The sequence below is a fragment of the Nocardia sp. CDC519 genome (assembly GCF_059509835.1).
On the sequence record NZ_CM183377.1, the window covers coordinates 1170168 to 1189362 of the forward strand.

The 19195-nt window shown below is 69.6% G+C and carries 12 protein-coding genes; 4 read left to right on the forward strand and 8 right to left on the reverse strand.

What is annotated here, in order from left to right:
* Positions 1-11: 11 nt before the first annotated feature.
* Genes AC5W7N_RS05180 through AC5W7N_RS05190 form a run of 3 tightly spaced genes read right to left on the reverse strand, consistent with a single transcriptional unit; the run spans position 12 to position 7356 of the window.
* A complete protein-coding gene (locus tag AC5W7N_RS05180) occupies positions 12-1676 on the reverse strand; it encodes a fatty acyl-AMP ligase (protein ID WP_495923343.1) in 1665 nt (554 codons plus the stop codon).
* Positions 1673-7099, reverse strand: a complete 5427-nt coding sequence (locus tag AC5W7N_RS05185; RefSeq protein ID WP_495923344.1) for an SDR family NAD(P)-dependent oxidoreductase — start codon at positions 7097-7099, stop codon at positions 1673-1675. Before AC5W7N_RS05185 ends, AC5W7N_RS05180 begins: the two co-directional genes overlap by 4 nt.
* On the reverse strand, positions 7096-7356 hold the full coding sequence (locus AC5W7N_RS05190; protein ID WP_163813412.1) for an acyl carrier protein: 261 nt from the start codon (positions 7354-7356) through the stop codon (positions 7096-7098). The genes AC5W7N_RS05185 and AC5W7N_RS05190 overlap by 4 nt, the downstream gene beginning before the upstream one ends.
* 147 nt (positions 7357-7503) lie before the next feature.
* On the opposite strand from AC5W7N_RS05190, the gene AC5W7N_RS05195 reads away from it, so the two are divergent.
* Entirely contained in the window at positions 7504-8463 is a 960-nt protein-coding gene (locus AC5W7N_RS05195) for an MBL fold metallo-hydrolase (protein WP_495923345.1), read from the forward strand.
* A 190-nt stretch (positions 8464-8653) separates the two neighbouring features.
* Here AC5W7N_RS05195 and AC5W7N_RS05200 read toward each other — a convergent pair whose 3' ends face one another.
* Positions 8654-9631, reverse strand: coding sequence for an NAD(P)H-dependent flavin oxidoreductase (locus AC5W7N_RS05200; RefSeq protein ID WP_163813413.1), 978 nt, complete (start codon positions 9629-9631; stop codon positions 8654-8656).
* Between the two features lie 330 nt (positions 9632-9961).
* Here AC5W7N_RS05200 and fadD5 point away from each other — a divergent pair, with 330 nt between their 5' ends.
* Complete coding sequence (gene fadD5 / locus AC5W7N_RS05205) at positions 9962-11530, forward strand: fatty-acid--CoA ligase FadD5 (protein ID WP_163813414.1); 1569 nt, start codon at positions 9962-9964, stop codon at positions 11528-11530.
* Positions 11531-11677: 147 nt separating this feature from the next.
* On the opposite strand, the gene AC5W7N_RS05210 is transcribed toward fadD5, so the two are convergent.
* The 3 genes from AC5W7N_RS05210 to AC5W7N_RS05220 form a co-directional block, all read right to left on the reverse strand.
* Positions 11678-14053 (reverse strand): lysylphosphatidylglycerol synthase transmembrane domain-containing protein, encoded by a 2376-nt coding sequence (locus AC5W7N_RS05210; RefSeq protein WP_195020316.1) that lies wholly within the window; start codon positions 14051-14053, stop codon positions 11678-11680.
* Between the two features lie 237 nt (positions 14054-14290).
* Complete coding sequence (locus AC5W7N_RS05215) at positions 14291-15055, reverse strand: SDR family NAD(P)-dependent oxidoreductase (protein ID WP_163813416.1); 765 nt, start codon at positions 15053-15055, stop codon at positions 14291-14293.
* On the reverse strand, positions 15042-15824 hold the full coding sequence (locus AC5W7N_RS05220) for a 2OG-Fe(II) oxygenase (protein WP_495923346.1): 783 nt from the start codon (positions 15822-15824) through the stop codon (positions 15042-15044). Before AC5W7N_RS05220 ends, AC5W7N_RS05215 begins: the two co-directional genes overlap by 14 nt.
* Before the next feature lie 84 nt (positions 15825-15908).
* Here AC5W7N_RS05220 and AC5W7N_RS05225 point away from each other — a divergent pair, with 84 nt between their 5' ends.
* Complete coding sequence (locus tag AC5W7N_RS05225) at positions 15909-16508, forward strand: GDSL-type esterase/lipase family protein (RefSeq protein WP_495923347.1); 600 nt, start codon at positions 15909-15911, stop codon at positions 16506-16508.
* A 197-nt stretch (positions 16509-16705) separates the two neighbouring features.
* On the opposite strand, the gene AC5W7N_RS05230 is transcribed toward AC5W7N_RS05225, so the two are convergent.
* Positions 16706-18169, reverse strand: a complete 1464-nt coding sequence (locus AC5W7N_RS05230) for an ABC1 kinase family protein (protein WP_228806562.1) — start codon at positions 18167-18169, stop codon at positions 16706-16708.
* A gap of 97 nt (positions 18170-18266) precedes the next feature.
* On the opposite strand from AC5W7N_RS05230, the gene AC5W7N_RS05235 reads away from it, so the two are divergent.
* On the forward strand, positions 18267-19040 hold the full coding sequence (locus AC5W7N_RS05235; protein ID WP_163813419.1) for a GntR family transcriptional regulator: 774 nt from the start codon (positions 18267-18269) through the stop codon (positions 19038-19040).
* The last annotated feature ends 155 nt before the right edge of the window (positions 19041-19195 follow it).

A 19195-nucleotide genomic window follows, 5' to 3' on the forward strand; every position in this document is an offset into this window, starting at 1 on the left:
GCTGTGGAGACTCAGAGTGTGCCCGCAACATAGTGTTCCCGGCAGGCCGAGCGGCGAATCTTTCCGCTGCTGGTGAGTGGTAGCCGACCGCGCACGGTCAGCACGATGTCGCGCGGGGTGATGCCGTGGACCGTCGCGACGGCACTGCGGATCCGGCGGTCGATCTGCGTGGCACAGACATCGGCCGCCCTGATCTCGGCGACAAGCACCAGTTGCTCGCTGCTGCCGTCGTCGTGACCGAACGCCGCGATCCGCCCCGGCCGCAGTTCCGGCGCGCAGGCCGTCACGGTCGCCTCGATATCGGCGGGGTAATGATTGCGGCCGTCCACCACGATCACGTCCTTGCACCGTCCGGCGATGTACAGCTGGCCGTCGTGCCGGAACCCGAGATCGCCGGTGCGCAGCCATCCGCCGGATGTCGAGGGCAAGGGCTGGTCGAAGGTCGCGGCCGATACCGCGGGGTTCTCGAAGTAGCCCGCGCAGACATTCGGGCCCGCCACCCAGATCTCGCCGACTCGGCCGGGCTCGACCTCGGTGCCGCGGTCCGGGTCGACGATGGCGATCCGCTGCCCCACCGGCACGCCACACCCGACCAGCCGGGTGCCGGTCGGCTCGTCGTCGGTGACGACGACCCGCCCCGCACCGAGCGCCCGGCGATCGAACAGCCGCGCCACCGGTTCGTCGTCCTGGCCCGCGATGGTGACCGGAAGGGTGGCCTCGGCGAGCCCGAAACCCGGTGTGTGGGCGTGGTGACGGAACCCGTGTGCCGCGTAGGTGGCGGTGAATTCGGTGAGGGTTGCCGCACGGATGGGTTCGGCGCCGTTGAGAACGACACGAAGCGCGGACAGGTCCAATCCATCGCGTTCCGCCTCCGTGGTGTGTGAAACCGACAGGGCCAGGCCGAAATTCGGTGTCGCGGTGGCACCGGCACGATAGTCCGAGCAGGCGCGCAGCCAGCGCGCCGGACGTTTGGCGAATTCTTCCGGAGCCATGGTCACGGCAGGCACCCCCGAATACAGCGGCAGCGACAGCCCGAACACCAAACCCAGGTCGTGAAAGAACGGCAGCCAGGAAACGATGGGCGCGGCGGTCGTCGCCGGTAGGGTGGATCGCAATTGCCGTATCGCCGCAGCGAGATTCGCGTGCGTCACCTCGACACCCGCGGGCGTGCGCGTCGAGCCGGAGGTGTATTGGAGGTAGGCCGTACTCGCGGGATCGACCGGCGGTGGCTGCGGGTCGGTTCGCGTTTCTACCAGTGGATCGACGGTGACGACGGGCAGCTCACCGATGATCGCCGATGTTCGCGAATCGCCGGGCGCGGTGAGCGCCACCGTGGGGCGGGCGTGGGCGAGGATCACGGCCGCGCGCTCGGCCTCGACCGGACGGCCCACCGGAAACAGCGGCACCGCAATGCGTCCGGAGTTCAGGCAGGCCAGGAACGCCACGGCGTAGGCGGCTCCGTGCGGGCACATGATGGCTATCCGGTCCCCTGGCGCACTGATGTCGAGCAAGGTCTGCGCGTAAGCGAGGGCGGCGTGGTGAAGTACGGAATAGGTCGATGCCGCGGCAAGGCGTTCGGTCCCCCGATAGGTCAAGGTGACGACAGCGTCCGCGTCCGGCCGGTCGAGGGCATGTGCCCCCACGCGCTCGTGCAGCAGATAGGACGACGGCGTCATGTGGGGTGACCGGCAGCCGGGTGCTCGATGCGTTCGGCGAGCGCGGCGGCCAGCGATTCGACGGTGGGATGGCGGAACAGGTCCGCGGTCGCGATGCGGATACGCAGTTCGTGCTCGAGCGCGCGGCGCATCTCGACAGCGAGCAGTGACGTCAAGCCGAGATCGTTGAAATCCGTTGCGGTATCGATGGAATCGGCAGCCACCCGCAAGGTGTTCGCGAGGATTCGGTGGATCAGGGCAACCAGCTGGGTATCCCCGGTGGGACCGGGCTCGGTGACGGCTCGGCGCCCGGCCAGCAGTTCGGCCAAGCGCTGCGCCACCGGTGACGGATCCGCCGTCTCCCGGTAGTCCAGCGCGACCAGGTGGCCCGCCTGATGGCCGATGGCCTGCTGCAACAGCTCCGCGCCACGATCGGCGTCGAACGGGACGATGCCCGCCCGCCGCAAATGGTCGGCCCCACCGGCAGATTCGGCCAGCCCGGTGTCCCACAGTCCCCATCCGACGCTGATGACGCGCCGATGCGGATAACGGTGGACGAGGGCGTCCATGGCGGCATTCGCGCAGGCGTACGCCGACTGGCCGGGTGCGCCGAACGCACCGGCGGCGGAGGAGAACAGCAGCACGAAATCGGTGGGATCGGCGGCGGTCAGTTCGATGAGGTTGGTGGCGGCGGCCAGTTTGGGCGCGAACATCCGGTCCAGCTGGGTGGGAGTGACGTCCTCGATCAGTGCGTCCTCCAGTGCGCCGGCGGCATGCACCACACCGCGGATGGTGGAACCGCATTCGCGGATATCGCGCAGAGCGTGGTCGAGATCGGTGCGATCGGCGGTATCGCAGCGCACCACCACGATCCGATCCTCGCGACCATCCAGCAGCGGCGGCACCGGCCGCGGGGCGCGCGTCGGCACCACCACGTCGCGGGCGCCGCTGTCGAGCAGCCACCGCACCGCGACCGAACCCAGCGTGCCGAGCCCGCCACAGACCACATACGTGCCGAGCGGGTCGATGGTGCCGGGCGCCCGCTCCGGTGCCACCGGGACGAACCGGCGGGTGGCCGGCCCGCCGCCGGTGAGCCGCAGCTCCGCCGGGAGTCCCGGCGACGCATCGGTGAGCAATCCGGCCAGCATCTCCGGGTCGCCACGGTCATCGGTCCACACCAGCCGCACCATCGGACCGGATTCCAGCCGCACCGAGCGCAGCAGCCCCGCGACCCCGCCGATCACGCTCGGCTCGGCGACACCGTGCAGCTCGGGCAGCACCATGCTCAGCGAAGCCGCCACGGGGCTGCGCACGACTCGCTGTACCAGGTCGAGCACGCGCCCCATCCGATCGACGACTGCCCCGTACCCCGCGTCGGCCAGGTCGTCATCGTCGGCGGGCCACACCACGACCACTGCCGTCCGCGCCGCCGCGGTCCTGCCCGCGAGGACCGCGTCCACGATCGGTGCGGCCGCATCCGCCTCTCGCGCCACCCGCTCACTGGGCATGCGCCGATCCAGCACCCGCGTCAGCCGGACCGCAGCCTCCGATTCACCGACCACCAGCATCCGCCGAACCTCCGCGCCCGCGCCGGGCCCGGCGGGATTCACCGATGCCGTCGCGGTCACCGGACTCGGCGAAGGCGCGGGGAACTCGAACGGTTCCCAGGTCTCGCGCCACCACACGGTGGGCGCTTCGGGGACGCGGGTGAGGGCAGGCGCTGCCCGGTCCGGGTAGGCGATGGGCGGGCGGCCGGGGAGCGCCGTCCGGCCCGGCGTCGACCGGGCAGTGGCATCGGGCGGAGTCGGCTGCCACGGGTCGCTCCGGACGTCCCCGGTGTGCCACGTGGAATCGAAATCGACCGTGCCCGTGCTTCGCACGACCGTGTCCGCGCCCACGGGTGTGCGCGCCCCGCGCCGGGGCGCGAGCGCATCCGCCGGCGCCGCCACCGGGTTCGCCGGCTCGCCGCCCGGACGGGTGAAGCGGATCTGGACACCGGTGAGGGCAAGGGCGGGTGCGCCGTGCTGGTCGGTGGCGATGACGTCGCCGATGAGCCCGGTGGCGGTGCGGGTACGCAGCAGGGCGTGGACCTCGCAGAGGCGGCGGTCTCGTTCGGTGGACAGCCAGGCCGCGGCGATGGCGATCGGAAGCGGGACGGCATCGGGCGGGAGAGCGGAGTGGTCGAGGGCGGCCAGCAGGTGCAGGCAGCCGTCGATCGTCGCGGTGGCGTCGGCGTCGGCGGGCGCGAGGGTGCCGATCGCACGGTCGTGGCCGCCGGCAATGGTACGCAGCGGGCGAAACGCAGGGCCGTAGGCGAGTCCGCGCTCGCGCAGCGCCGCGTAGAAGGCGGTGGGTGCGATGACACGCAGACCGCTGCGGCCTGCCCGATTGGCATCGACCACCCGCATCCATGCGATGATGTCACCGGGTGTGGGGCCATCGGTGAGCCGTGCTTTAGCCAGCGTTCCGGCGCCCGGGGCCTCCGCCCGCACACTTTCCGATTCCCGCCGCAACACCACCTCGGCTGTCGCGCCGGCCGCCAGTGGCGCGTGCACCACGACCTCCGCGAGCGCGGCCCGCCCGCACGCACCGGCCAACTGCGTGAACCGCCGCAACCAATACGCCGCGGGCACCAGAGCCACACCGCCGACCACGTGCTCGCCGAAATCCTCGGCACCGGCCGATGCCGCACCGGCGACGAGCGGAAACCGGCGCCGCCGCCATCGCCTGCGCGGGGCACCCGAAAACCCGCCGAGCGCCGACCAATTCAGTGCCCGGCCTTCCACATACAGCTGGGCGAGGCAGGCGAGCAGGCCTGCCGCCTCGTCGTCGCGAGCGGTCGCCGCATGCGCGGTCATGCCGAGATCGTCGTGATCACGCACTGCCGAGATCAGCTGCGGATGCGGGCCGATCTCCAGCACCGTCGAGAACCCCGCATCGGCGGCGCTGCGCAACGCGCGTGCGAGTTCGACTGTGCCACGGGCATTATCGAGCCAGTACTCGGCGTCGGTGGCATCGGAGGTGATCGTGCGACCGGCATGGGTGGTCGAGTACACCGGCGTCTGCGGTACGCGGGCGACGACGTCCTTGATGGCCGCGCAGAACTCCGGCAGCACCGCCTCCACCTGCGGGCTGTGCGCCGCGAAGGCCACCGCCACCCGACGGGCGAACAGGCCTCGCCGCCGTGCCCGCCGCACCACCGCCTCCACCGAGCGTTCGGTGCCGGACACCACCACCGAACGCGGTCCGTTGACCGCCGCGATCCCGGCCGACGCCCGCAGCGGCTCGACCATGAGCGCCACCTGGTCCGGTTCGGCCTCGAGCACCGCCATCGCACCCTGACCGTCCAACCGCGCCAATGCCCGGCTGCGCGCGACGACCACCCGCGCCGCGTCCGCCAACGTCAATGCTCCGCTCACCGCGGCCGCGGCGACTTCGCCGAGGCTGTGCCCGGCCACGCCGTCGGGGCGCACCCCGAATGAGGCGAGCAGCTCCGACAGCGCGATCTGATAGACGAACAACGCGGGCTGCACGACCTCGGTCGCGTTACGTCCGCTGTCGTTGCCGCCGAAGCCACGTCGCGGCGTCCATACCCGCGGTCCACCCGCGTCGCAGACGGCATCGGCGGCCGCGGTGAGCGCGCGGGCGAACACCGGATAGCGCGCGGCGAGCACCCGTCCCATCCGCGCATGCTGGCCGCCCTGACCGGAGAACAGCAACAGCAATCCACCGGGCCGACGCTGTGCCGCCGGCCCGATCACGCGCGGATCCGCTGCGCCCCCGGCCAATCCACGCAGCCCGGCGACGGCGGCCGCGGCGTCGTCGGCGATCACCGCCGCCCGCATCGCCGCGCCGATGAGCCGGGCCGAGCCCGCGGCGAGAACCGGCAGCGGAGTGCCGCCGCGACGGTCACCGTCAGCCGCCGAGACCTGGGTGGGTTGCTCGGCCGCGGGTGGGCCGGGGCGCGCTGTGATCGGCTCCGCATGGCCGATCGGCCGGTCGGCGCTATCGGCGTCATCCACCGCCGCACGCACGGCGTCAGGACCGCGCCGAGCGCTGACGCCGGAGTCGGCATCACGAACGAATGCCGCAGGATCCAGCATCCGCGCCATCAGCGACGCAGTTTCCCTCAGTTCGCCCGCGTCGCGACCCGACAGCGGTATGAGCGATGGTGGCTGCGGCTCGCGCGGTTGCGGCTTCACGACCCCACGCAGCGCGACATGCGCATTGGTTCCGCCGAAGCCGAACGAGCTGACCCCGGCATATCGCTCGACCGCGGGCACGCCGGTCCAGTCGACGGCCACCTCCGGCACACGCAGCCCGCGCTCGTCGAGCCGCAGCAATGGATTGGGCGAGGTGAAATTGGCGGTCGGCGGAATGGTTCCGTGATGCACGGCCAGCGCGGCCTTCATCAACCCGGCCACTCCGGCCGCGGCTTCCAGATGGCCGACAGTGGATTTGAGCGATCCGATCCAGGCATCGCCATCGGCCTCCGCGCGCACCTCGGCCAGTGCCCCGACCTCCACCGCGTCACCCAAAGCGGTACCGGTGCCGTGACATTCGAGATACCCGAGCACGCTCGGAGTGAGCCCGGCACGCTGCCACGCCGTCCGGATGATCTCGCGCTGCGCCCGCCCGTTCGGCGCGTACAACCCATTGGACCGGCCGTCCGAGCCGACCGCCGAGCCGACGATCTCCGCATACGTGCGATTGCCCTCGCGCCGAGCGTCGACACTGCGTTGCAACACGACGACGGCGCACCCTTCGCCGCGCACATAGCCGTCGGCGGCCGCGTCGAACGGTGCGCACCGGCCGGTGGGCGATAGGAACCCGGCCTCGGCCAGATAGTCGCCGGTATGCGGAAGCAAGGTCAGGTTGACGCCACCGACCACCGCGAACGGCACGCTGCCGTCGGCGAGCAATCGCACCGCCAGATCCACCGCGACCAGCGACGACGAGCAGGCCGTGTCGACTACCAGGCTCGGGCCGCGCAGATCGAGGGCGTAGGACAGCCGGTTGGCGATGATGCTCGACGCCGAGCCGGTCACGGCGTACGGCGGGTCGTAGCCGCCGTGTCCGAGTACCGCACCGCCGTGCTCGAACCCGCAGGCGCCGAAGATCACCGCGCCCGCCGAACCGCGTGCGCGGTAGCCGATTCCGGCATCGTCGAGTGCCTCGACGGCCACTTCCAAGGCGATCCGCTGCTGTGGGTCCATCACCGCTGCCTCGCGGCCGGAGATCCCGAAGAACTCGTTGTCGAAGCGGTCGATCCGGGTGAGGTAACCGCCTCGCTGATGACCGGCGCGGCCCTGCGGCGGCATTCCGGTGACGTCTCGGCCGTCGAGGAGCAGCTGCCAGAACTGCTGCGGTCCGTCGGCTCCGGGCAGGCGGCAGCCGATGCCGATGACCGAGACCGGCGTCGAGGTGGGATGGGGTGGGCTCATCGCATGAGGGAGTCGACCAGTTGTTCGATATCGGGGTGGTCGTACAGGGCGGTGATCGGCACCTCGACGCCGAAGGCGTCCTCCAGATGCGCGGTCAACCGAGCCAATTGCGCCGAGCCGAGGCCGAGGTCGGCGAAGCTCGTGCCGGTGCTGATCGTGGACGGGTCCACGGCGAGTATTCCGGCGACGGTCGCGACCGCGGCATCGGTGAGCGCGCGGCGGGTAAGCGCTTGGCCGCCAAGCTGATTCGCCCCCATCCGTCCCCTCTTCCCGATCAGGCATCGGCAGCCGCGCACCCCGGCTGGTACCCACGCGATTATGCCGGAGAATTCGGTCTCGGCAAGGTGCGATTGCGCTGCCTGCGTGCCCTTTCGCCGACACGCCGGATCGCCTACCGTGGCAGCGTGGCCGATATCCGCGATGGGCGTATTCCGACCGTGCCGACCGTGCTGCGCTGCTGTGCGGCGTTGGTGGCTACGCCGCCGAAATTGCTGCGCCCACGCCGTCCCGATGCCGGGTTACTGGCGAGCATCGAGCAGGCGCCGCTACCGCGGGCCCGCGCCACCGTCCGGTTGCGGGTGATCCCGCAGGCGACGATGTCGGCGCCGGCCACCATCGTCGCCGAGGGGGTGCGTAGCTTGCGCGAGCTGCCGATGGCGATGGGTTCGTACCTGGTCGAACATCCCAGCGCCCGGTTCCTGGTCGACCCGGCGTTGTGCGCCGACCCGCACAGCCGGGTGCTGCCGGGGCTGCCGTTCCCGATTCCGCTGCTGGTCGCGCCGGACAAGCCCGTGCTCGGCCTGTCCGATGCCTTGGCCGCCCGCGATATCGCGGTCTCCGATATCGATTTCGTGCTGCCGACCCATCTGCACTGGGATCACGTCTCCGGCCTGCTCGAATTGCCGTCGTCGATCGAAATCAAGCTGCCCGCAGTGGAATTGGATTGGGCCACCGCCGGGCCGCAGGCGCCCATGTCGGTCGTGCGGGCGACGTTGGACAACCGGGCCTGCGCGCCTTTCGAACTCGACGGCCCACCGGTGCTCACCTTCCACCGCAGCAAGGACCTCTTCGGTGACGGTTCGGTCGTCCTGGTAGACCTGGCCGGCCACACCCCCGGCAGCATCGGCGTGCTGCTCGCCGTGGACGACGGCTCCCGCGTCCTGCTCGCAGGCGATGCCGTCTGGAACAAACTCCAGATCGAACTGATCCGCGAGAAGGCCCCCATGCCTGGCCTGCTGTTCGACGCCGATCGCGACGCCACCTTCGCCACCATCCATCGTCTGCACGCCCTGCCCGACGGCATCGAAGTCGTCGCCGCACACGACCACGACGCCGTCTCGGCACTGGCGGCGCGCCACCATTGAGCCGTGTCGGGGCCGCGAGGCCCGCTCGTCCGAGACGCCACCGAGTTCCAGCAGCGGGCAGGTCCGGGCCGGGCCGATTCGCCCCACGGCACTTCGCCGTCTCGCGTCAGTGAGGTCGGTCGGCCCGGCACATGCGATCGCGGGGCCGAGCGCGAGCCGGGGCGCGGTATTCGCCCCGATCCGCTGCGGATCAGCCGACGACGACGGTCTCCGCCAGCCGCGCGGTGATCAGCTGCTCGGCCTCGCCGACCATGCGCTCGATGAGTTCGGCGCAGGTGGGGATGTCGTGGATCAGGCCCTGGCACAGGCCGACCGACCAGATGCCCGCGTCCAGATCGCCCTCGTCGAAGACGCGGCGCCCGCGTGCGCCCGCGACCAGATCGCGGACGTCGTCGAAGGTGCCGCCCGCCTTCTCGATCTCGACGACCTTGCGGCTGATCTCGTTGTCGGCGACGCGGGCGGTATTGCGCATGGTGCGGAAGATGAGCTGGGTGTCGCGCTCGCTGCCTGCCACGATCCGCTCCTTGACCTTGTGGTCGATGCACGACTCCTGGGTGCACAGGAACCGGGTGCCCATATTGACGCCGTCCGCGCCCAGCGCCAGCGCGGCGACCAGGCCGCGAGCGTCGGCGATACCGCCGGAGGCGATCATCGGGATGCTCAGTTCCCTGGCGGCGGCCGGGATCAGCACCAAACCGGGGACGTCGTCTTCGCCGGGGTGGCCCGCGCATTCGAAGCCGTCGATGCTCACGCCGTCGACGCCGATCCGCTCGGCCTTGAGTGCGTGCCGGACGCTGGTGCACTTGTGCAGCACCTTGACGCCGGCGTCGCGGTAATAGGGCAGGAACGGTTCCGGGTTGCTGCCTGCGGTCTCCACGATCTTGATGCCGCTGTCGATGATGGCCTGCACGTATTCGGCGTACGGCGGCGGGTTGATCGACGGCAGGATGGTGAGGTTGACGCCGAAGGGCTTGTCGGTGAGTTCCCTGGTGCGCGCGATCTCGCGGCGCAGGTCGTCGGGGGTTGGCTGGGTCAGGGCGGTGATGAAACCGAGCCCGCCGGCATTGGCGACGGCCGCGACCAGTTCGGCGCGGCCGACCCACATCATGCCGCCCTGCACGATCGGATGTTCCACACCGAAGGTCTCGGTGAACCTGGTCCGCAGCATTGCTTCTCCTCTGCTCGTCGCGGGCGTGCCCGCTCTCGGGGAGATCGTGACACGCGAATCAACCTCTCGACAAGCTGTAAGTAAGTGGGGATTCGCATACGTCTGCGATCCTGCTGGCGGTGTCGGCCTACCTGTCGAGGCGGATAAACCGCCGATAGCCTGCGAATATTGCCGATAGCCCTGCCATGGCGGTGTGGCCGGAAGATTAACGCCGAATCAGCAGCGCGAATCCTTGTTGCCGAGTAAGTTACTTGTTATTCTTCGCACAGGTTGAGCCCGTCACCACCGCCGGACGCTCCGGCGGCCACCGTGCGGGAGAGGAGTGCCTGGATGACCACCGGTGTGCAAGCGTTGGACGAGCCGATCAGATCGCGGCGCAATCATTGGAACAACCAGCTCGCGACCCATGCGGCCATGCGGCCGAACGAGGTCGCCGTGCGGTTCCGTGGCGCCGACACCACCTGGCGGCAACTGCACGAACGCTCGCTGAAATTCGCCGACGCGCTGGCCCGCCGCGGTGTCGGCTTCGGCGACCGAGTGCTCATCCTCGCGCTCAACTATCCCGAATACCTGGAGTCGGTCTTCGGCATCAACGCCCTCGGCGCCATCGCGGTCCCGGTGAACTTCCGGCTCACCCCGCCCGAAGTCGCCTACATCGCCTCCGACAGCGGCGCCAAGGTGGTCATCACCGACACCGTGCTCCAGCCGCTGGCCACCGCGGTCCTCGGGCAGGTGGAATCGCTGGAGACCTGCGTGGTCATCGGCGGCCGATCCGCCGACGGCGTACTCGGCTTCGAGGCCCTGCTCGCCGAGGAGGGGCAGCCGCACACCCCGCTCGACATCCCCGAGGACACGCCGAGCCTGATCATGTACACCTCGGGCACCACCGGCAGCCCCAAGGGCGCGATCCTCTCGCACGCCAATATGAACGCTCAGGCCCTGACCTGTATCCGGGCGATGGCCATCGATCAGGAGTCGATCGGTTTCTGCACCTCGCCGCTGTTCCACATCGCCGGACTCGGCAGTCTCGCACCGTATTTCATGCTCGGCGCCAAGACGGTGCTGCATCCGCTCGGCGCCTTCGACGCGACCGAATTCCTCGACGCGGTCGAGGCGGAGCAGGCCACCACGGCCTTCTGCGTTCCCGCGCAATGGCAGCTGATCTGCGATGAGCCCACCGTCAAGGAGCGCAAGCTCGCGCTGAAGGCGCTCAGCTGGGGCGCCGCGCCCGCCTCCGACACGGTGCTGAAGGCCATGGCCGAATGCTTCCCCGACGCGTTCAACGTCGCGGTGTTCGGGCAGACCGAGATGTCGCCGATCACCTGCGTGCTCGAGGGCAAGGACGCGATCCGCAAGCTCGGCTCGGTCGGCAAGCCCATTCCGACCATCCAGGCCCGCATCGTCGACGACGAGATGAACGATGTCGCCCCCGGCGAGGTCGGCGAGATCGTCTATCGCGGACCGACCCTCATGCAGGGCTACTGGAACAAGCCGGAGGCCACCGCCGACGCCTTCGCCGGCGGCTGGTTCCACTCCGGCGACCTGGTCCGCCAGGACGAGGAGGGCTTCATCTATGTGGTGGACCGCAAGAAGGACATGATCATCTCCGGCGGCGAGAACATCTACTGCGCCGAGGTGGAGAACGTGCTCTTCGCCCATCCGCGGATCCGCGAGGCCGCCGTCATCGGCCGTCCGCACGAGAAGTGGGGGGAGGTCCCGGTCGCGGTGGTCGCCCTCGCCGATCCGGAGGGTGAGCTGACCCTCGCCGAGCTGGAACCGTTCCTCAACGAGAACCTGGCCAGGTACAAGCATCCCAAGGAGCTCGTGGTGGTCCCGGAGTTGCCGCGCAACGCCAGCGGCAAGGTCGTGAAAGTCGAGCTGCGCAACCAGCATTCGTAGGTTTCACGTGAATCCTCGCCGCGCACCGGACCATTGACGTCGGCAGCGCCGCCGACAGATCTGCCCCGGGGATAGTGCCGCCCACCTTTGAGCGTCAGCGAAACATGTTGTCGCTCAGAGGTGGGCGCAACTGTGTTCACGGTCGGCTCAGATCATGTTCTTGTTGGTCATCCAGCGCATGACCTGCCAGCCGCAGAACACCGGCAGCCAGCAGGTGAGCACGCGATAGAGCAGCACCGACGGCACCGCGACGGCGGCGGGCAGCCCGAATGCGGCCAGACCACCGATCAGCGCCGCCTCCACCGCGCCGACACCACCCGGCGTCGGCGCCGCGGAGGCCAGGGTGCCGCCGATCATGGTCACGATGGTGACGGTGACGAAGGTGGTCCCGCCGCCGAAGGCCTCCACACTGGCCCACAGCGCCAGCGCCTGACCCAGCGTCAGTGCCGCGCAGCCGGCGATGATGATGGCGAACCGCTTCGGATCCTTGGCCAGATCGGCGAGCTCACCGAGCACCTCTTGGAGCTGCGGCCGCACCGAAGTATTCAGCCAGCGCCGCAGTTTCGGCACGAACATGAAGGTGCCGATGATGCCGACGCCGACGCCGGCGAGCAGGTACAGGATGGTCTCGTCGGGCACGAAATGTGACAGGTCCGCCGAGGTACCCGCCGCGATGCTGAAGAACACCAGCAGGCTGATGTGGGTGATCACCTGCACGGCCTGCTGCAACGCCACCGCCGCCGTCGCGCGGACCGCGCCGAGGCCGCCCTTCTGCAGGAATCGCACGCTCAGCGCGAGGCCACCCACCCTGGCGGGTGTGGTGGTCGCGGCAAAAGTGTTGGCCACCTGCATGATCACCAGGTTGCGGAAGCTCACCACACCCGACGCGCACGCCCAGAGGGCGGCCGCGGTGCCGATATAGGTGAGTGTCGACAAGGCAAGGCCCGCCAGCGCCCACCACCAATTCGCGGTGCGCAGCTGGCTGAAGAAGGTCGGCACCGCGCTGATGAACGGATAGGCCACGTAGACCAGGCCGATCAGCAGCACCAGCTGGATGATGCTCTTGCGGCTGAACCGGGTGATCTGCTCGGCCTCGATGCGGTCCTGGCCGGTCTGCTTGCGCACCTCGTCGCGGGTGCCCGACATCACCGCCTTCCAGTCCGGCACCGATTTGCGGATCCCGGAGGGCATACCGGATCTGGTCAGCCTGCGCGAGGCGGTGAGCACCGCCTGCTCGCCGAGGGTCGCGATCGCCGCGCGCACCGCGGGCTCGCGGCCGAAGATCGACGCCGTGGAGACCAGCAGCTGTGCGACATCGGACTGGATCTGCGCGTCGGAGGCGCCGAGCTCGGCGCCGATGAACCCGCCGAAGCGGGCGAGGCCGTCCTCCACCCGGATCTCGTCGGGGCGCAGATCACCGATCGCGATCTGGCGCCGGTGCAGCGAATCCAGCGATTGCCACAGCCCGGGCAGCACCTCCTCGTCGAGCTCGGCCAGCGGCATCCCGCGCGGCACCGTATGCGCGTACAGCATCCACCCGCGATCCAGCGACGCCACCGCCACCGGCGCGTGCGCCGCCATCCCCAGATCGCCGACCGCGATCGCCATCAGCGCCCGATGCTCGACCGCGCGGTGCATCGAACCGTGCAGCGGTGCGGTCTCGCTGGAACGGAACGTCAGCCAGCGCCACAGCTGGCGCAGCGCGCCGTGGCTGCGCTGGTTCTTGCCGTACAACTCGACGGTGAGCCGGCGCTCCGGTCCGGCCACCGCCGCCGACAGCAACAGCGGGCCAGGGCCCGACGGCCGCACCACGGTGAACGCGGTCACGGTGAACCCGCGCTTGGCCAGCACCCGCACCGCCGCGTCGAGCGGCACCTCGAGCGCGGGCGTGCCGACCACCAGCACGATCACCGCGCCCACCAGCCAGCCCACCGCGAGCCCGAACATCGCCCTCGCCGGCACGACGGTACTGACCACCAGATGGATCGGCGCGAAGGCCAGCAGCAGAAACCACATCCAGCGCCGGGCCCGGTCCGGCAGCCACGGACTCGACACCGTCAGCACCGCGGCCAGCATCGCGATCCAGCGCGGATCGTCGAGGAACTGCTGCAAGAACGTGTTGTCGAGCTTGTCCGGCACCTGCAGATGCCATTTCGGCGCCGACAGCCCGGTACCGGTGATGGACAGCAGCAACCCGGCCACCAGCCCCGCCGCCGCGTATCCGGCCATCAGTTTCCACTGCCTGCCGAGCACCAGCTCGATCAGGATGGCGAAGGGCAGGATCAGGATGGCGATGCCGTAGAGCAGATAGACCAGGTTGGATTGGTCGGGATTGAGGAATCCGACGATATTGGAGACCGAACGTTCCAGCGCCAGCCATTCCGGCCGGGTGATCAGCGAACCCGCGATCACCACCCCGACCCCGATCGCGGCGAGTACGACACGGATGATGTCACTGGTGCGCCGGGTCAACGGCTGCAGCAGGCTGCCCGTGACCGGGATGTCCCGCCCATCGACTCGCATGTCGTATCGGTACTTTCGGATCGAGTTGAAGCTACGCCGGCCACCCTCGCTCACTGCAGGTGAGTATGCAGGAGGCCGAGGCGGACGATACACACCAACACGCCGCACCGACGTCCGGCAATCGGTTGCCCAGACAGCCGGGAAGTGGTATCGGCGGCGCCTCGATCAGCGTGGCCCGCTTCTCCGCACCGGGATGATGGCCGTGCGGTGGTCGCGGTTGGGTGCGGCCGGACGGACTCAGGCCCCGGCCGTGCGAGCGTGCCGCCCCACCGGAGGGCCGGTCGGCGGGACCACGCTGAACACCGTCCCGGTCATCTCGCCACTGTCGAGTTCGACGATGGCGCGGACGACCTTCGTGGTGGCGATGGAGCCGGGGAACGCATCCGGCGCGATCGCGTTGACCCGCACGCCGAACTCGTCGAACTCGTCGGCCAGATGGCGGGTGAGCTTGTTGAGCGCGGCCTTGGACGTGCCGTACAGCGTCTGACCACCGAAGACTTCCGGCCCCGACATGCTGGACACATTGACGACATTGCGGTTGTTCGCGCGGTTGGCGGCGTCGTCGTGCAGCCAGAACCGCTGCGCCAGCCGGGTCGCCAGCCGCAGGGGCACCTCGACATTCAGCGTGAACACCGGTCCGAACGCGTCGAGTGCGGCATCGCCGTCGACCACGCCGAGCGGATGCAGCGCCATATTCGCCGCATTGTTCACCAGCAGATCCACCCGGCCGAACTTGGCCAGCGCCAGATCGACGACCCGTTCGGGCTCGCCGGGCTCGGTCAGATCCGAATGCACCACGAAGACCCGCGACTCGTTCTGCGGAATCACCCGATCCGGTTCGAGCGGATCGACGAACCACTCCTCCTGCGAGGGCGCGGCCGGCACCCGATTGCGGCAGACCGCGACGATGTCGTAGTGGGTGTAGAGCGCGCGGCAGAACGCGTCACCCAGCCTGCCGCCCGCCCCGGTGATCAGGCAGACGCGGCGCTCACCATTGGACAATGCGGTCTCCTCCCCAACGCCGCACCACGTCGGCCTTCGGCCGGTGCAGCCACATCACCACACAGTTGCGTTCGGCGGTGTTGGCACCGGCGAAGGCATGCCATGAGCGCGGTGTGCATTCGAACATCACCAGCGAATTGTTCAGCGGCGGGACCAGTTTCGCCGGTCGCGCACCGCGCTCACCCCGGCTGAACAGCGCCGTCTCACCGCCGCCGCCCGGCTCCCACGGGTCGTTGGCCAGATAGAACAGCAGCGTGACCGCCCGTACCGTTTCCCTGGCCACGATGTCGGCGCTGCGCGGGCCGGTCTTGGTGTCGACGTTCGGTTCCGGGACGCGCACCTCACCCGGCCCGGGGGCGGCGCCGGCGAACCAGGCCGGGGCGAGATCGTTGTGCGGCCAGCCGCGCGGGCTGTCGACCGGGTGGCTGTGCAGCGACGCCTCGACGTCACCGGTCGCCTCGACTCCGGCCACACCGGCGATCATGTCGTGCCATTCGCGGGACTGGAACACCGCGAGCGGGCCGTTGCTCAGCTCGGTCAGCCGAATACCGCTGGCCCCATAGTTGTCGGCCACCTTGGCGAATCGATCGGCATGCTCGCGGCGGGCGCGGTCGAACTCCTCGGCCAGGCGGCGATAGAACTCCGGCGCGAACACATCACGCGCGTAGACGTGCGGAAACGGCTCGGTGCGGCGAATCCAGTGCCGGCTGCCGAGCAGGTCCGCGAACCATTGCGGGGCGGCGGCACGCCGCTCCGATTCCCCTGCCACGATCACTCCCTCCCGAACGAACACCGCGATCTTATTGCACGGCCGGGCACGTGCACGTCCGCAGTGCGGGGGCATGATCATCGGGTGAGTCGCGATACCCGTATCTGTTTCGTCGGTGATTCTTTCGTCGCCGGCGTCGGTGACCCGTCGGCGCTCGGCTGGGCAGGCCGCCTGGTCGCCGACGCGCACGCCTGCGGCCATCCGGTGACGGCGTACAACCTGGGCGTGCGCAGGCAGACCTCCTCCGAGATCCGGGCGCGCTGGCTCGCCGAATCCCTGCCGCGCTTGCCCGATGACGCCGATGCCAGGTTGGTGTTCTCCTTCGGTGTCAACGACACCATGATCGAGAACGGCAGGCAGCGGGTGGCCGCCGCCGATTCGGTGGCGAATCTGACCGCCCTGCTCGCCGAGGCCGCCGACCGCGGCTGGCCGGCCCTGGTCGTCGCTCCGCCACCGATCGACGATGACGAGCACAATGCCCGTACCGCGGCCCTCGACGCCCGCTTCGCCGAGCTCTGCGCCACCGCCGCCGTGCCCTATGTCCGCACCCACCAGCGGCTCAGCGCCGATCCGGTCTGGCGGCACGAGGTCCGCATCGGCGACGGCGCGCATCCGGGGGCCGAGGGGTACGCGGTGCTGGCGGAGCTGATCCGGCCGACCTGGCGAGAGTGGTTGTCGCACTGAGTTCCGCCGGTGAGCTGGTCGGAGGCCGGTTGTCGGGCTCGCCTCCTGTCGACCGCGACGGCAGCCGCGAAACCCAATTGTCTGGGACAGTGCAGACCGGTGTCGCTTCCTCCGTGGCGATCGCGCACTCATCGGCGGCGGTGACCGCGCGGCGTTGCGATATCGGTTCGGTCTCGGCCGCTGACCGTCGGCGGACCTCAGCTGATCGGCACCTGCTGGACCACTCGCAGCCGCCGCTGCGCACCCGGCTCGACCTGCTCAGCGAGCGTGCCCGCCCGCTGGAACACCTCGTCCAGGAACGGCAGCGCGCCGACCACTTCGTCCAAGTAGGACACCTCGGCCTCGAGCTGGCTCAACGCCCCGATCAGCGTCAGCCCGGCCCTGGCGAACGGGGTGAACGGCGCGGGCATGGCCAATTCCCTGACCACATTCGACAGCCGCGGATTCGTCGTGCGCAGTACTTGTCGGCGCAGCCAGCGGGTGGTCAGGTGGAAGCTGCTGTGCCGCAGCGGATCCCCGCATTCCCCGAGGGTGGAGACCAGCGCATCGGCATCGAGGGGATGGCTCGGATCGACGAAGCCGTGTGCCCGCACCGCGGCTTCGAGGTCGGCCGGGCCGCCGGTGAAGAAGGCGTCGCAGAAATCGTAAGCGAGGGCGCGGAATTCGATCGGCCACGGCGAGCAGGCGCCGAAATCGACGATCCCGAGGCGCCCGTCGGGCAGTAACCGGAAATTGCCGGGATGCGGATCGCCGTAGAGCAGATCGTGCTGCCAGCCCGAGAGGATGAACCGCGTCATCAGCATGCCGACGCGATCGCGCTCGGCCTTACTGCCGGAGGCGATGATGCGCGAGACCGGTGTGCCGTCGAGCCATTCGGTGATCAGCACATCGCCGCGCTGTTCCACCACGGCGGGAATGGAGAACTCGGGTGCGCAGGCGAAGGCCGCCGCGAAGGCCTGCTGATTGGCCGCTTCGGCCCCGTAATCGAGTTCGCCGCGCACACACTCACAGATCGCCTCGGTGACGGCCTTGACGTCGGCACCAGGCAGAAACACCGACGCCAGCGTCGAAATCCGCCGCAGCTGCGTCAGATCCGCCTCCACCGCCGCGCGCCCGCCGGGATACATGATCTTGACCGCGACCGGCCTTCCGTCATGCCACACCCCGCGATGCACCTGACCGATGGAGGCGGCAGCGGCGCGGCGATCGTCGAACTCGCGGAACGAGCCCCGCCAGCCACCGCCCAGACTCGCCGCCATCGCCGCGTCGACGGTCGGCGGCAACATGATCGGCGCCGCGTCCTGCAGCCGCGCCAGCGCGATCTGATAGGGATCGGCTATATCTTCCGGCAGCGCGAGTTGATAAATGGACAGCAGCTGGCCGAGTTTGGTGGCACACCCCTTGAGCTCGCCGAGCACTTCGAAGATGTGCTGGGCGGTCCGCAACTGGATCTCGCGATCCACCTCCGCGGCGGAACGGCCGAGTGCGCGCCTGCCCGCTCCGGCCGCGCGCCGCCCCGCGTACGCCACCGGCAGGGCCGCCAGCCTGGCGTTGCGCGCCGCCCGGCTCATGGGCGGGGTGCCGTCGGGGCGCGCCGGGAACAGGCCGTATCGACCCGTCGCCTGGCCTCCTGCCCGGCCCTTGCCCCATCGAGTGGTCATGATTCACCTCACACTGCGCCGCCCCGTAGTATCCATGTGCAGTCTGGCACATTGCGCCTAGACTGTCTGGGACGTATGACGAAGGTGAGGGTGCAGGATGGGATCCCGGACGGTGGTCGCCGATGCTGCCGATGAGCTGGCACGCCGGGTCGCCGCGGGGGAGTACCGGCCCGGCGATCTGATGCCCTCGGTGCGCCAGGTCGCCGACGAATTCGAGATGAACCGCGCCACCGCGCAGCTCACCCTCGGCAGGCTGGAGTCCTACGGCTTCGTCGACGCCCGGCGCGGCAAGGGTTTCACCATTCGCGACGTTCGCGAACTCGGCGGCATCGACGTGTACCGGCATCTGTTCCGCTACTCGGTGCCCATGCCCGAGGTGGCGATCGAGATGTTCCGCGACATCGTCGAGGTGGAGCGCGGCATCGTCATGGACGCACTGCTCGCCTACACCGCGGGCCGCTGCGATGCCGATCCGGCGGCGCTCAAGGCCGATATCGACAGGCTGGAATCGCTTGCCCGCCTGGAGGTTCCGGACTACCGCGAGATCCTCTCGGTGGAGATCGGCCTGGTGCGCCGGCTGCTCACCGCGCTCGGCTCCAGCATGCAGCGCGCGATCTTGAACTCCATCGGCGAGATGGTGCTCGAGGTCCCGGAGGCGATCGAAGCCTATTTCGCCGGTGCCGCCGATCTGCACGTGCTGGTGTGGCGAGCCATGATGGCGGTGTGGGAGTCCGATTCCGGGCCGTCCGAAGCGCAGCTGGCGCTCTTCGAAGACCTCTTCGGGATGTATCACGAGAAGGTGCTCGCCCGATTCGCGGAGTTGCTGGACGCGGCCGAGGAACCCGATTCCGCGCACGCCGCGACGGCCTGACGGCCCCGGTTCTCCCGACCCGTCCGGCGGGTGGGGTTGTGCCGGGCCGCCCCCACCGGATCGGTTCTCCGGAGTGCCGTGATCGGCACTCTCTACTTGCCCCCGATAGCGGGGCGAAACTCATTGCGGCCGACGAGAAAGGCCGCCGGGACCCG